The sequence below is a fragment of the Clostridium sp. AF34-13 genome (assembly GCF_003477845.1).
Classification (GTDB): Bacteria; Bacillota; Clostridia; order Lachnospirales; family Lachnospiraceae; genus Butyribacter; species Butyribacter intestini.
Map to the genome: position 1 here is coordinate 1 of NZ_QUEB01000023.1, position 13603 is coordinate 13603.

Annotated in this window: 11 protein-coding genes; 2 read left to right on the forward strand and 9 right to left on the reverse strand. The window is 34.4% G+C overall.

The genetic code is table 11. The features are described 5' to 3' along the window. The first annotated feature begins 747 nt into the window (after positions 1-747). Entirely contained in the window at positions 748-1107 is a 360-nt protein-coding gene (locus tag DWZ63_RS14575) for a hypothetical protein (RefSeq protein WP_118500272.1), read from the forward strand. 827 nt (positions 1108-1934) lie between these two features. Then, entirely contained in the window at positions 1935-4070 is a 2136-nt protein-coding gene (locus DWZ63_RS14580; RefSeq protein ID WP_118500273.1) for a glycoside hydrolase family 5 protein, read from the forward strand. A 147-nt stretch (positions 4071-4217) separates the two neighbouring features. On the opposite strand, the gene DWZ63_RS14585 is transcribed toward DWZ63_RS14580, so the two are convergent. The 9 genes from DWZ63_RS14585 to DWZ63_RS14625 form a co-directional block, all read right to left on the reverse strand. Beyond that, a complete protein-coding gene (locus tag DWZ63_RS14585) occupies positions 4218-5060 on the reverse strand; it encodes a helix-turn-helix transcriptional regulator (protein WP_182431546.1) in 843 nt (280 codons plus the stop codon). Positions 5061-5280: 220 nt separating this feature from the next. Beyond that, positions 5281-8622, reverse strand: a complete 3342-nt coding sequence (locus tag DWZ63_RS14590; protein WP_118500275.1) for a DEAD/DEAH box helicase family protein — start codon at positions 8620-8622, stop codon at positions 5281-5283. 74 nt (positions 8623-8696) lie between these two features. Then, the gene (locus DWZ63_RS14595) at positions 8697-8918 is read right to left on the reverse strand and encodes a hypothetical protein (RefSeq protein WP_118500276.1); all 222 of its coding nucleotides are present in this window, start codon (positions 8916-8918) and stop codon (positions 8697-8699) included. Positions 8919-9014: 96 nt separating this feature from the next. Next, positions 9015-10172: a restriction endonuclease subunit S gene (locus DWZ63_RS14600; protein WP_207664397.1), complete on the reverse strand. Its 1158-nt coding sequence runs from the start codon at positions 10170-10172 to the stop codon at positions 9015-9017. 114 nt (positions 10173-10286) lie between these two features. Continuing rightward, positions 10287-11255, reverse strand: a complete 969-nt coding sequence (gene xerA, locus DWZ63_RS14605) for a site-specific tyrosine recombinase/integron integrase (protein WP_118500277.1) — start codon at positions 11253-11255, stop codon at positions 10287-10289. Between the two features lie 222 nt (positions 11256-11477). Further along, positions 11478-11687, reverse strand: coding sequence for a DUF3791 domain-containing protein (locus DWZ63_RS14610; RefSeq protein ID WP_022013499.1), 210 nt, complete (start codon positions 11685-11687; stop codon positions 11478-11480). Further along, positions 11680-11937 (reverse strand): hypothetical protein, encoded by a 258-nt coding sequence (locus tag DWZ63_RS14615; RefSeq protein ID WP_022013498.1) that lies wholly within the window; start codon positions 11935-11937, stop codon positions 11680-11682. Before DWZ63_RS14615 ends, DWZ63_RS14610 begins: the two co-directional genes overlap by 8 nt. Further along, complete coding sequence (locus DWZ63_RS14620; protein WP_118500278.1) at positions 11934-12413, reverse strand: DUF3990 domain-containing protein; 480 nt, start codon at positions 12411-12413, stop codon at positions 11934-11936. The genes DWZ63_RS14615 and DWZ63_RS14620 overlap by 4 nt, the downstream gene beginning before the upstream one ends. A 23-nt stretch (positions 12414-12436) precedes the next feature. Beyond that, a complete protein-coding gene (locus DWZ63_RS14625) occupies positions 12437-13576 on the reverse strand; it encodes a restriction endonuclease subunit S (RefSeq protein ID WP_118500279.1) in 1140 nt (379 codons plus the stop codon). Between the last annotated feature and the right edge of the window lie 27 nt (positions 13577-13603).

A 13603-nucleotide genomic window follows, 5' to 3' on the forward strand; every position in this document is an offset into this window, starting at 1 on the left:
CAAGAACTTTTTTATTTTATTTTTTGAAATCTTTCAAAAAATAAAATCTTGGAAATCTTTTTGATTTCCTGCTTTCGCACCAATAAGAAACTTTTTGCTTTCGCACTTTGTTTCATATCGCTTTTTGCGACAGCGATATGTATCTTACAACATCTTTTGGATATTGTCAAGAACTTTTTTCATTTAATTTCATCATTTTCAAACGAAACCAAATTACTTTTCGTTGTGCAATCTCTCAATCGCGACAACAGATAAAATCTTATCACACATTCAGCATCATGTCAAGAACTTTTTCACTTCATGCAAACCATGTTCTTTAAACTCAATATAACCAAATATGTATTATCCTATTATAAAATAGATAAATCTCCGCCACTGCACAGGCTCTCACTTTCCAGCCGTCTCTGTGCGACAGCGAAGACTATATTATCACACTGACATATCTATGTCAAGGATTATTTTTATTTTTTTCATCTTTTATGAGCACGCTGTCACTGCTGTAAAAAATATTAATTGTCCTGTTGTTTTTGGCATTTCATTTTCCTTTCCATACAAACAAAAAAGAACACCAAATATACCTGCCCGTCTGACATTAGGCAAGCGACATTTAGTGTCCTTTGATATTTATATTCACTTTTTATCTGTTATAGTTTAACACATTTTTCCATAAGATGTAAGCACAAATTTTAAGTTAATTTAAGGTTCATGCTTTAAAATGCACTTATAATACAAAAGGAGGTTTTGATTATGAGAACTACAAAAAAAATAATCGCCTGCATTTTATCGTGCAGCCTGTTGTTTTATACTTCTTCCCCTTCATATACAGAAGCAAAAAGCAATACTGTAATAAAAAAAGCTTATACGATTTCAAAAAAAGCAGGCAAATATAACAATTCCGTCAAACTAAAACTTAAGACAAAGAAAGGATATACTGTTTACTATTCAACCGGCAAAAAACTTTCTTTATCTAAAAAGGTTACTTCCAGCAAATCAAAAACATTTACTTTCAAAAAGACGACAACTTTAAAAGTGTATGCTGTTAAAAAATCCAAAAAACTGACTGCTGCCAAATTAAAGAAAGTCAAATCTTCAGCTGTTGCAAAATAAAAATATACTATTATAAAGAGAAACAGCTCAAGTACTTCTACTCCAACTGTTTCTCCTGAAAGTGCGGTTACGCAAACCCCTGCTGCCGATACAACAGCTTCTCCGGGCACAACTGGGACAACTTCAACACAAGCCCCAAGCAGTACCTCAGAGACAGTTTCAACAAAATCACCGGACAGCACCTCAGATGCAGCTTCAACAAAAACTCCGGACAGCAGTTCAGATGCAGTTTCAACTTCTTCACCTGTAACAGCAACTCCGACTGCTTCACCTTCGGAAACGACAAAACCAACTACTTCACCTACAGCCGTTCCGATTTCAACACCAAACCACAGCTATTATACCGGTGATGATTCATTGTCAGATTATGTAACTCCTACCCGTACTGTCTATGACACCTTCCACTACTTACACTGCGGGTATTGTTTGCAAAAAAGTTCCATTAACCATCAACGGAACAGGAACATTAAACATTATCTCTACAAACGGTGGCAATGGTGCATTGGATTATAGTGATGGTTCAGATTGTGTATGTGAGATTTCAGGCGGCAGCCCAAACGGTGGGGCACCAAATGACATCATCTATTTATATAGGCAAAAAATACATTAAAAATTGCATATAATCACTAAAATTAGCATTAAAAATCAGACATGATTATCAAACATAATTGAAATACTTTCTCATAAAAGTTATTATTATTTAAGGATATCCGGCTTTGTTAATATTGCATTTTATGCTATATACCCGTAAATCACAATGTATTTTTACATTATATAGTACAACAAAATACGAATATCTAATTTAAAAAAGAGAGTGAGGATCTTATATGAGAAAAAAATTTTTTAAAAAATGCCTGGCTTCAACTATGGCATTAGCACTGGTTATAACCGGCACAAACTCAATACCGGCTTCAGCAGCAAAGAAAGCGAGTGTAAGTTTAAAGAAAACTTCCGTATCAGTCACAGTCGGAAAAAATGTAAAATTAAGTGTTGTGAAAAAAAATGTAAAAAAAGTTAAAACCACTACTTGGACTTCCAAGAAAAAAAGTATTGCTTCTGTAACTAAAAAGGGAGTGGTAACCGGAAAAAAAGCAGGTTCAACAACTGTCACCTGTAAGATAAGCTATCTTCCTGTTTCATCAAAGAAGTACATAACAAAGACATTAACTTGTAAGGTTAAGGTTATCAAAAAATCTGCTGCAACACCTACAGCATCTCCTGTCAATTACAAAGGAGACGACACTTCTAATATAGGTGAAGCAAGAGAAGTTTCAATTGCAGGTGGTATTTCCGACAAAATGACAGTAAAAGATAACGGCAAAATGCGTACAAATCTTTCATCTCAGGAGCTTATCAAAAAAGAGATGGGTATCGGTATAAATCTCGGAAATACAATGGAAGCAACAAAAGCTGCCAACGAAAAAGACAATTTCAGTAATGCTACTGATTATGAAACAGCATGGGGTGCACCCGTTACCACACAGAAATATATTGATGCTATACATTCGTATGGTTTTAACACCATTCGTGTCCCTGTTGCATGGACCAGCATGGTTAAAGAAAACGATACAACCTATACAATTAACGAAAAAATGCTTGGTCGTGTAGAAGAAATTGTAAACTATGCACTTAACGATGGTATGTATGTTATTATCAATGACCACTTTGATTATGGATGGTGGGGTAAATTCGGTGCCTGCACTGAAGATGCAAACGGCAATAAAATTGCTGATGAGACCACCCGTGCCGAAGCTTTGAAGAGATATGAAAGATACTGGGAGCAGATTTCAGAACGCTTCAAAGGCTATTCAGATCATCTTATTTTTGAATCTGCGAACGAAGAATTCGGCAACCATATCAACGATTATAACTTAGGTTTCAACACAGCAGTAAATGGTGTTACTGGAAACTTAACTGTCGCTGAATGTTATACTCTGACTAATACATTAAATCAGGATTTTGTTGATATTGTCCGCAAATCAGGCGGAAACAACGAAAACAGACATTTGCTTTTGGCCGGATACAATACTGATATTAAAAACACTTTAGACGACAGCTACAAGATGCCTAAAGACACTGATGCCAATGGTACAAGCAAACTTAGTGTATCGGTTCACTACTATGATCCATGGGACTTCTGTGGTGACGATGCACACGGCACCTACACTGAACAGGATAAGAAGCATACAGAAGAAAAATTTGATTCATTAAAGAAATTTACAGATGCAGGATATGGAGTCATTATTGGTGAATGTGGTGTATGTAATCCAAAGCAGGCTGGTGTTACAACCTGCCTTAACGATGTTATAACACTTGCAAAAGAGCGTGGTCTTTTACCGGTACTCTGGGAAACACCAGGCAGCTATTTTGACCGTGAAAAATGCATTATGCTTTATAAAGATATTGCAGAATTTTTCAATAACCTTACAGGCTCTAATGGAAACACAAAAGACATAACAGCACGTTCAGATGATCCTGTTGTAGAAATTACACCAGTTGATGTTCCTGCCGATGCAACTCCAGTTTGGTCATGGACAGGAAAATGGAAAAAGAACGATGGTAGCAATATCGGATTAGACGGAAACAAAGTGACAAGCACCGATGAATCAAAATTCATCCAAAAAGAATCATGTACAGATGATTCTAAGATTCAGTTTAACAACTGGGGTTATCAGACATTCTTACAGCTTGACTGGAATCAGTTTAAAAAACCTTGCATAAAAGTCACCTTTGAGGACAGTTCGGAAGATGCCACTGGAGAGCTTATGTTATCAACAACAGATAAGGCAGACGGTTCTTCAACAGACAGACAGAACTATCCAAACAGTTCATGGGCTGGAAAAGGTTTTATCCTTCCTGAATCTATGATTACATCATTGAAAGGAAACAACCCTGTACTTAATCTTACATTTGGAAATGCTCCTACTGTTACATCTATTGCAGTTTATGAAATGGGACAGTAAAACAACTAAATTATTGAATTTGTATTATCACGATTGCAACAATTCAGTTTTGGAGTCCCTGTAACTACATACAAAAAGCAGGACTGTCTTTTCTAAGATGGTCCTGCTTTTTATTAATTATTCTTTTGTGATATTGAGGCAAATGCCTTAATTTACATCATTTGTCCATTTTAAAATCACATCTTCAGCTTTTCTGCGAAATCGTCTCACGGCATCCTGCTCACTTAATTTTATTCCCTCTAATGGTTCAGTGTCTCCCTCAAAAGCATCTATTATTTTGGCAACAGTAGAATATTTTTTCTTTGCTTTCTCTTTATCTCCGGCATCTTCATAAAACTTAGCCATTATCATCTGCATTTCTATAAGAGTATAACCTGATACCTGCTGTTGCAATGACGCATTTTCAAGACTTTCCTGTCCTTCGAGCAGCCTTGCCTTTAATTCCGTAGCCGAAAAATATAATTCCGGTATTTTTTCTATAACCTTCCTGCACGCACTCAAATCACCAAGTTTATGATATGTCTCTGCCATAATCCTAAATGAATCCAGCTTCACTTCAAGTTCAACATTAGGTGTCTCCGTTAAAACTTCCGCAATCTCTATTATTTCTTCTTCTCTATCTTCCTGAATCATCATTGGATATAACAAATTATTTAATATCAACACATTTCCCGGAAACTTTTTCAAGCCCTCTCTAAGGATTTTTTCAGCCTTTTTGGGATTGTCATCTCTGATTTCATAAGCCTTATGGCAGACTGTGATAACTTTTTCTTCTAATTTCATTCTGTCATAATCAAACAATTCATCAATCGAAATTTCAAAAAAGAATGCGATTGCCGGAAACATTGTAACATCAGGCATGGCAAGTCCATTCTCCCACTTACTGACCGCCTGAAATGACACTCCAAGATACTGTGCAAGGGTGTCCTGTGAAATCCCCTTTTCTTTTCTAAGTTTTCTTATTTTCTCTCCTATATTTACAACTGTCATATATACTTTCCTTTCATCATAAATGCAACTGTGCCATTGCGAAACCATCACTGCAATTAACTTTTGCACATATAGTAAGTTTCACAATTACCTATTGTATATGTAACCCTGCAGAGTTTATGTTAAAAGTATATATTTATATAGCCCAAAATACCATAACGCAAAAATAGAAAATCATTCAACCTTTGGTTGATACAAAATTTATATAATAATTAATTTTTTATGCAACTTCAACAGAGTTGTCCTGTATCTGTTTAATCACCATCATTATCTGCTTTGCGGTTGCCATATCATTTTTAAACAGCGAAGTTATACTGCCTGCACTTCTGAAAGGTTCTTCCGTAAGCACCTTATTATCCTCAATATTTCCATTTTTCACAATATAATCAATTATAAGTCTTACAAAACGGTACTGATTTACATTGAGTCTTTCCTCGTTTAAAAACTCATTAAATGCCTTATTTACGGCTTCACGGTCAAGACCCACGATACGCCTTACCATTTTGCCTACCGGTGTATCTCCGTACTCATTTTCATAATCGGCTTTACTTCCAAGCTCCGTCCACAATATATGTTCAAGTGTATCTAAATCCGTACGGGTTAATTTCTCATTATTGCGGAGTTTGTGTACGGCAAGCGTGTCCTGATGCTGCTTAAGATAAAACTCAACCTGTTTTTTATAATTTTTCAGATTATTTGCTGCACTTATCGGCTGTCCCTCTACCGGTTCGCTGATTTTATCAGTAAAATTCGTATAATAAATATTTCTTTTTATCTTATCTATATATTGAAGAAGATTGCGAATCGATGTCCTGACATAATCGATTTCAATTATCGTGGCATTTTCCCAAAATTTCTCTTTCTGTACTTTTTCAATAACATCTCTCTGTTTCTGAACTGCAGGAATATTATATTTCTTCGACAATAAAACTGCCGTTTTTACAACCGTATCTATTGGCTTGGAAATATTTTTCCTCTGCAATATGCCGAGATTTATAGTGTGCATAAGATAATCAAATCTTCTGACTAACTCATCGCTCTTTTCAGGCATAACCAACGGTGCTACATGATTTTTTAACTCTGACACGCTATTAGCTTCTAATGACTGCCAATTACTAAGATTTCGATACTTTTCAACATACCGTAAATGCCTTTTAACACGAAAACTGTCATCATTCATATCCATCACTATATGGTGCATACCTGAAACAAGATCATTTCTGTACTTTGAATACTTTTCATTTTCCGGTTTTTCCAATTCTCTTGTAATCTGCACTTTCACATTAAATATTTTTTCGGCAAGCGACTCCTGTATTCCTGACTCCGTACCGTTCTTATTTGCACGAAAATATTCAAAATTTCTGCACCAGTCAAAAATCAAAAACTTTTCTTTATCAAGTCCCTCGCCAAACAAATCCTTGCAAAGTCTTGTTCCACGACCTACCATCTGCCAGAATTTAGCATAACTTTTAACCTTTTTAAAGAAAACAAGATTTGTAATCTCAGGAATATCAATACCCGTGTCAAGCATATCCACTGAAACTGCTATCTGCGGCATTTTATTTTTATCACTGAAATCGTCAATAAGCGAATCAACATACTTGATGCTATAGTCAATTTCCTTGATAAAATCCCCACCGTATTCGGGAAATCTCGCCAAAAATCTGTCAACAATAGCTTTCGCATGGCGATTATTCTTAGCAAAAATAATCGTTTTGCCGAGCTTGTCTCCTCCCTCAACTTTAATTCCTTTGTCAAGCAAAACCGATAAAACGCTGTCTATAGTATCTGTATTATACACCCATGTGTTAAGTTCTGAACTCAAAACCGTATCTTCAATCACCGGGTCATCGTCAAAAGTATCTTCAAATTCTTCTTTTTCTTCCTCAGACAAATCCTTATAGCAAATACCATTGTCAATAAATTTAGAATTAGTTTCAATCGTGGAATAATTTACAAGATAGCCCTCTTCAACTGCTGTTTCAAGTTCATATGCAAAAGTAGGGTTGCCACGCTCAAGGTCAAAAATCGCATATGTATCCTTATCAACATCTGTTTTTGGAGTCGCTGTCATGCCAACCAGCATAGCATCAAAATAAAAGAAAATATCCTGATATTTTTTATATATACTTCGATGGCTTTCATCAATGATTATCAGGTCAAAATGTCCCGGTGTAAACAATTTTTCTCCGAACTTATTTTTCTTTTCATCTATCATATTCATCATTGTCGCATATGTAGAAAAAATCATTTTAGAATTTTCCGGGTCGTCTTTATAATCCAGCAGATTGCAACAGGTCAAATCAGGCAGTAAATTTGAAAAATTCTTCTTAGCCTGTCGCACAAGTGCCGTTCTGTCTGCAAGGAAAAGAATGTTTTTAATATAATTATGTTTTCTAAGCACATCAACAATGCTGATACTGACTCTTGTTTTTCCCGAACCTGTAGCCTGTACTATCAGCATTTTTCTATGTCTTTTTTCAATAGCATCACAAACAGCCAGAACTGCTTCTTTCTGATATGGTCTGTCAGTAATCTTATCATTGATTTCCACATTAACCAAAGGTGTTCTTAATTTTCTTCTGTCAATCTCTAACTGTAATTCATCCTGAGTGAAAAATCCCGAAACTTCTCTCTCAGCATAATTCATATAATCATTTTTGTAGTAAAATTCAAAACCGTTTGTAGTAAAAATCAACGGTCTTTGGTTATATTTATTTTGCAAACAATCTGCATACAACTTAGCCTGATGACTGCCAACTTTAGGATCAACAGTTGATTTCTTGGCTTCTACCACAGCCAATGGCAAATTATCTTTCCCCCAAAGCACATAGTCTACATAACCTATTCCGCTTGCATTTGGCATACCTGTAACTTCTTCTTCCTCAGTCACATTCTTTCCGATAATCCATCCTGCTTCTTTTAATTCTAAATCTATGTAATACTTGCGTGTCTTAGCTTCGCTTATCTCGTCAGCCTGATAAGTCCTGTTCTTTATATTTTCCTCACGCAGTTTTGCCATCTCAATACGGAGATTTTCATTTTCTTTTAAAACTTCATCAAGCTTTTTATCCTTGCCCGACAAGGACTCATATAATTCTTTTAATTTTGAAGCCTTTACCGACTCCTCTTTGCCTGTCGGAACAATATTTTCTTTAAATGTCCTATTGTGATATTCTTTAGAATAACTGTAATCAATCCAGTCGCAAAAACAAAAAAGATTCCTGAGTGACAACAATGCATCATCACGCTTAATGCTGTTGTTGGTATGAACGGCAATATTGCCTAACTTTATTACATACTTTAACTTTCCAAACAATCCCGGCTCAATAATATCCCTGAAAGTCTGCTCATGAATCAAACTTGAGACATTATCTCTATATGGCAGTTTCAAATCATAATCATAAGAATAAACGAATCTGACAGCAAGCTCAAGTGCTCTCCTTGACAATATCGCACAGGTAGCAGGTGATATAGCTATAGCTTTCTCCGCCTCAACCGCCTGCTCGGCAAACTCCCCAAACAATTCTTTTTCCAATAAATAATCAAAATTTGTTGCCATAGTCACCCTCCCCTGACAGCTTTAGTACATTATTGTAATTTAACTAATGTAAATGAAGTCTTATTTATATGATTTTATACCACTGCCGAGTTTTTCTGTTTTATTATCTCCTTGATTTCGTGAATACTTTTTTGAGTTGCAAGTGATATTTGCTCTAATGTAAATTTGTTATTATACATATTCATAATAATCTTTTCACTGCTTTTCTTTTCTCCGATTAGTTTACCTCTGGCTTCTCCTATCGACTCTCCTCTCGCCTCAGCTCTTTCCTCTATTCCTAAACTCAGATTACACATAACACTCACATCCTCTGTAAAGCATACTGAAAATTTTTGTCTTGATATTATTATAAACAAGGTAGTCTGGTAAATCAACTGCATTTCAATATTGTTTTAGTAGTCTGATAGATTAATTATTGTTGTCACACTATATATAAGCAATAATGGTGGAAAACCATCTTTTCTGTTTTTATAGTAATAATTAACTTTTGATTTGTCGATCTGATGAACGAAGTCAGCAAATTCATCTTGCAATTCTTTTGGCGGTAACATCAATCTCAATTTATTATACTTTCCTACATTAAAATGCTGTTGAGCAGCTCCACTGGTTCCCTCATTAATCTGTTTTTTTCCATGCTGCATATTAGTAAAATAACAAAGATAATACGGATTTATTTTTTCACAATCAGGATGCACGATAATAATATCTATTGCATTATATCCAGTATATTTTTCGGTGACAACACATGCTGTACCGGGTGCACCAGACCTTACTATCAGCAAATCATTTTCTTTAACAATAGACTTTGAATTTTTGTTATGTCCTTCTTCTGTAAAATATACCCAATCATTATCTTTTATAAAGCCTTCACCAATATTAAGAGAACGAAAAGCTTTTACACCATTGCCTTTATTCGTATAATATTGAGATGGTTTTATTACAATACCCACCTGAACATCTGCCACATTTTCAACATTGATAATATTCCAATTTTTTGAATTATTTTCGTCACCAAACATCTCGACAAATCGGGCTTTCACCAATTCGTCTAGTAACTCTAATTGCTGTTTTCGTGCTGCAATTATATTAGCAATTTTGTCCAAATTGGTACCTATTTCGATTTGCTTTTTTTGTGATGGATACGGTATCAATGTTTCCTCAAAATCCTTTTTTACAATGTGCTTCATCGTGGCTCCATGTGTTTTCATAGCCATCTCTGCTAATTTTTGCCGTACAGCATATACAAAATAACTTTTGTCAATATTAACTTTATCAAATTCAACTTTAAATATATGCTGATTGAGCAATGCTCTACCCCTATTCCAAACATACACTCCCAAACTAGCAGACCATGATATCAACACATCGCCATCATTTATTTCTATTCTTTTAGGATAATCGCCATTATAAAAGCCTAAATCATACGCATTCCCTGTAAGGTCTTGAATACGAATAATCGGCAATCCAACTTCTCCCCTATCTTCTGGTTTAAAAGCATATCCATTAATATATGTCGCAACATCCCCCAGCTTAATCATATTTTTTTTCATCCTCATCCTCCTCACAAATCCGAATTGTTATCTCGCTTTCGGCTCGTTCAATCCAAAGCAAACTCTTATCATTGAAGATGGATTTATAAATCTTTTCGCTTTGCTAAAATCTGTTTAAGCTATATATTTCCTATGAGATGCCTTTACATTATTTTGATTTACGATTGCATATTGCATTGTTGTGTCTATCTGAGAATGTCCAAGTATTTTTTGCACCTGCTCTATCGGCATACCTTTATCTATCGCTCTCGTTGCCATTGTTCTTCTGAATTTATGTGGATGAACTTTTTCTAAATTTAACATTCTCCCTAATTCCCGTATTCTTATTTCGACTCCGCTTATCTTTAGTCTGTCATATGGTGCATTTAAAGTTACAAACAAAGCCGGATTGTTATCTTTGCGGCTTTCTATATAATTTTTCAAATGTATTTTTGACTTTGCATCAAAATAAACCCGTCTTTCCTTATCTCCCTTTCCGAAAACAACACATTCTCTCTCCGAAAAATCAATATCCTCAATATTCAATTTTACAAGCTCGCCTACCCTTATCCCGGTAGAATACAGCAAATCAATCATTGCCGTATCACGGATATTTTTGCAATTATCACGCAATTTCTCAATTTCTTCATCCGAGATAATGTTTTTTACTGTTTTTTGAGTTTTAATTTTATGTATTCTCCGCATCGGACTTTTTAAAATATAATCCTCTTCTTCCAACCATGAAAAGAAACTTGAAATATTTCTTCGTATATTATCTACCGTCGTTTTTCCGCAATTATTTATTTTTTGATAATCAACAAGATATGCCCTCATCATTTCCGTTGTTATTTTTCTGATAGGACTTACCACATTTTTTAACAAATGCTCTATCGTGACTCTATAATATTTAATAGTTCGGTCTGAACATCCCTCTATCCTCTTTGCATCAAGAAACATTTTTAAAAACTCATCATTTGATGTTTCGGTTTTAGGTGCTTCATTTTCTGCAAATGTTTTTACTATTACTTCCTGCAGTTTTTTCATCTGTTCTACCGTTAAATACTCTGACATTTCATTTAATACTAATACTATTTTTTCTTCCATGTTAATATCCCCTTTCAAAGATACCAACATCCTACACCTGCATTTGCAATAGCAATAAATTACAAGAAAAATTTCTTGCTTTATGAAATTTATAAAAAATCCAAACTTACCGAGTTTTCAGTATTTCTATGTCTCATCTTCTTGACTTTCAGCTCGGTCAATCAATAATTTTTTGACTAATTATATTATGTTCATATATTAATTAACCAAATTTTATCATGACTACCATGCTGTTTTTCCTGTTTTAATAAGACTGTCAATGTCCATATATGCGTTTTCTATGGCTTCTACATGATATATTTCATACATATTAAAAATAAAATCGGTAAGATTTTTTTCATCTAATATTTTCAAAACATCTGATGCCGACATATTTTTTTCCCTTGCATAGCTTTCAATTAAAAATGTAAAAAATCTAAATTCTTTACTCAATCTCATCACCTCGCAAATATAAAGAATTTCCCGGATCTCCTGTTGCTTCTTCATTTTCCCACATATCAAAAACCGCCAACGGACTAAAATACCACAATTTCATTTCGTCATTCTCTAACATTTCATGCGTTTTAGATGCAAGAAATATCCTAAGAGCATCCATTATGGAAATTCCACGATTTTTTGCTATCAACTCCGCAATTTCCGTATCGAAATTTTGAAGAATTGATGGTTCTGTCCTTTTTGTCATACATTCTCACCACCCAAAAATCTTAATATTGAAATTCCTTTTTCTGTTAAAAAAGCATATTGGTCTGAAAGCTTTTGAGGTTTTAACAAAATCAATGCTGTTTTTTCATCAATTATTCCAGACATATAATTACTTATAACAGGCATAGTATTATCATTTGCAACCGGTCCTATTACCAAGTCATATTTTTCACCAATATACTTTCCTTTCCGATTATCAGCAACAAAATTTAACCACTCTTTATCAGCCGATTCAAATCTGCAAACAGACATTCCGTCCAGTTTTTCTTCATCAAAATCATACATAGAAACAATCGGCTTCCCTTTTCTTCGTCGAATAGCCTGTGTTTTCGCCCATTTAACAGCCTGCTGTCTATTAGATGTTGTATAAAAACCAGCACCAAAGTCAAGCATCCTATTTGTAACAAATATTTTAGGCGTACTCACCTGCACATTACTTCCATGATATAAAATCATATGTTCTGTTTCCTTTCAATTTTTTACCCAAAATATTTCTGCATCAATGAGTCAAACAAAATCTGTGTCTCATCTAATGACTTTTGAATTGCAACTTTTGATTTGTCGATTCTTTTGACAAAATCGGCAAATTCATTTTGTTCTTCTATTTCAGGAACAGGTATCATAATCTTTCTTATCTCCGAAAGATTAAGCGTTTTCTGCGCAATTCCTTTTATCTTTTCTTCTATTTGTCTCTGTCCATCAGGTGCCAACAAAGCACTATGCAAATAGAAGCTATTTACTATTTCTCTTTTAGGTTTCAAATAAGCGATATGCCTTTGGAATAGAAACCTTGTATCCTCTGTGACAACTGCTGGATGTCCATAAGAACCAACCGTAGATAAAAGTAAATCGCCTATCTCAATAGGAGTTCTTTTATATAACGCACTATATGTTTCTTCACTAATATACTTTTCAGTATTATAAGTAATAGTATTATTTGAAAGATTTGAAACCAAGATAAATGGAATTCCACTCTCTTTAAACTTTGGTGGCTGATGTGTTCCGTCTGTGATTATCGAGCACACATCTTCCATCGAAATCAGATTATTGCAATCCCCAAACATCTCGACAAATCGGGCTTTAATTAGTTCATTTAAAGCTCTTAATTCATTATTTTTTGCAACAATAATTCTTTTTGTTTTATCAAGAATATCCGCTATCTTCATCTGCTCTTGAATTGAATATAAAGGAATTTCATAATCTTTAAGCCATTCTGTGCTCATATTTTTCTGAGCTACACCATTAGAAGCCAGAACACACTGTTGCTCAAAAAAATCACTGTTTAAAATATGGAATAAAAATCCTTTTGTAATTCTATCTGTTTTTAGTCTTAAACAAGCTACACGCTGATTTAACGCTGCAGGCAACATTTCTTTTTGTAATAATGCCACTCTACCTACATTTCCTGTCAATGACATCAACAAATCATCCTCTTTCAGCATATACTTTTCTAACCCAGTCGAGTCCATAGGATAAAAAGTTGGCACATTGTCCTCAATAAAGCCTTTTTGAACATTTGCTATTCTAATTATTCTAATACCTTTCTCAACATATTTATCACTTTTAAAAGCAAATCCATTTAATATATCACAGACATCTCCTATTTTAACTTTTTTCATCCTCATCCTCCTCACAAATCCGAATTT

Excerpts from the sequence above, each read along its gene's own strand:
- DWZ63_RS14580 (WP_118500273.1), top strand. The coding sequence starts at position 1,935 with ATGAGAAAAAAATTTTTTAAAAAATGCCTGGCTTCAACTATGGCATTA.
- DWZ63_RS14590 (WP_118500275.1), bottom strand. The coding sequence starts at position 8,622 with ATGGCAACAAATTTTGATTATTTATTGGAAAAAGAATTGTTTGGGGAG.
- DWZ63_RS14625 (WP_118500279.1), bottom strand. The coding sequence starts at position 13,576 with ATGAAAAAAGTTAAAATAGGAGATGTCTGTGATATATTAAATGGATTT.
- DWZ63_RS14615 (WP_022013498.1), bottom strand. The coding sequence starts at position 11,937 with ATGACAAAAAGGACAGAACCATCAATTCTTCAAAATTTCGATACGGAA.
- xerA (WP_118500277.1), bottom strand. The coding sequence starts at position 11,255 with ATGGAAGAAAAAATAGTATTAGTATTAAATGAAATGTCAGAGTATTTA.
- DWZ63_RS14600 (WP_207664397.1), bottom strand. The coding sequence starts at position 10,172 with ATGAAAAAAAATATGATTAAGCTGGGGGATGTTGCGACATATATTAAT.
- DWZ63_RS14620 (WP_118500278.1), bottom strand. The coding sequence starts at position 12,413 with ATGATTTTATATCATGGAAGTAATGTGCAGGTGAGTACGCCTAAAATA.
- DWZ63_RS14585 (WP_182431546.1), bottom strand. The coding sequence starts at position 5,060 with ATGACAGTTGTAAATATAGGAGAGAAAATAAGAAAACTTAGAAAAGAA.
- DWZ63_RS14575 (WP_118500272.1), top strand. The coding sequence starts at position 748 with ATGAGAACTACAAAAAAAATAATCGCCTGCATTTTATCGTGCAGCCTG.
- DWZ63_RS14595 (WP_118500276.1), bottom strand. The coding sequence starts at position 8,918 with ATGTGTAATCTGAGTTTAGGAATAGAGGAAAGAGCTGAGGCGAGAGGA.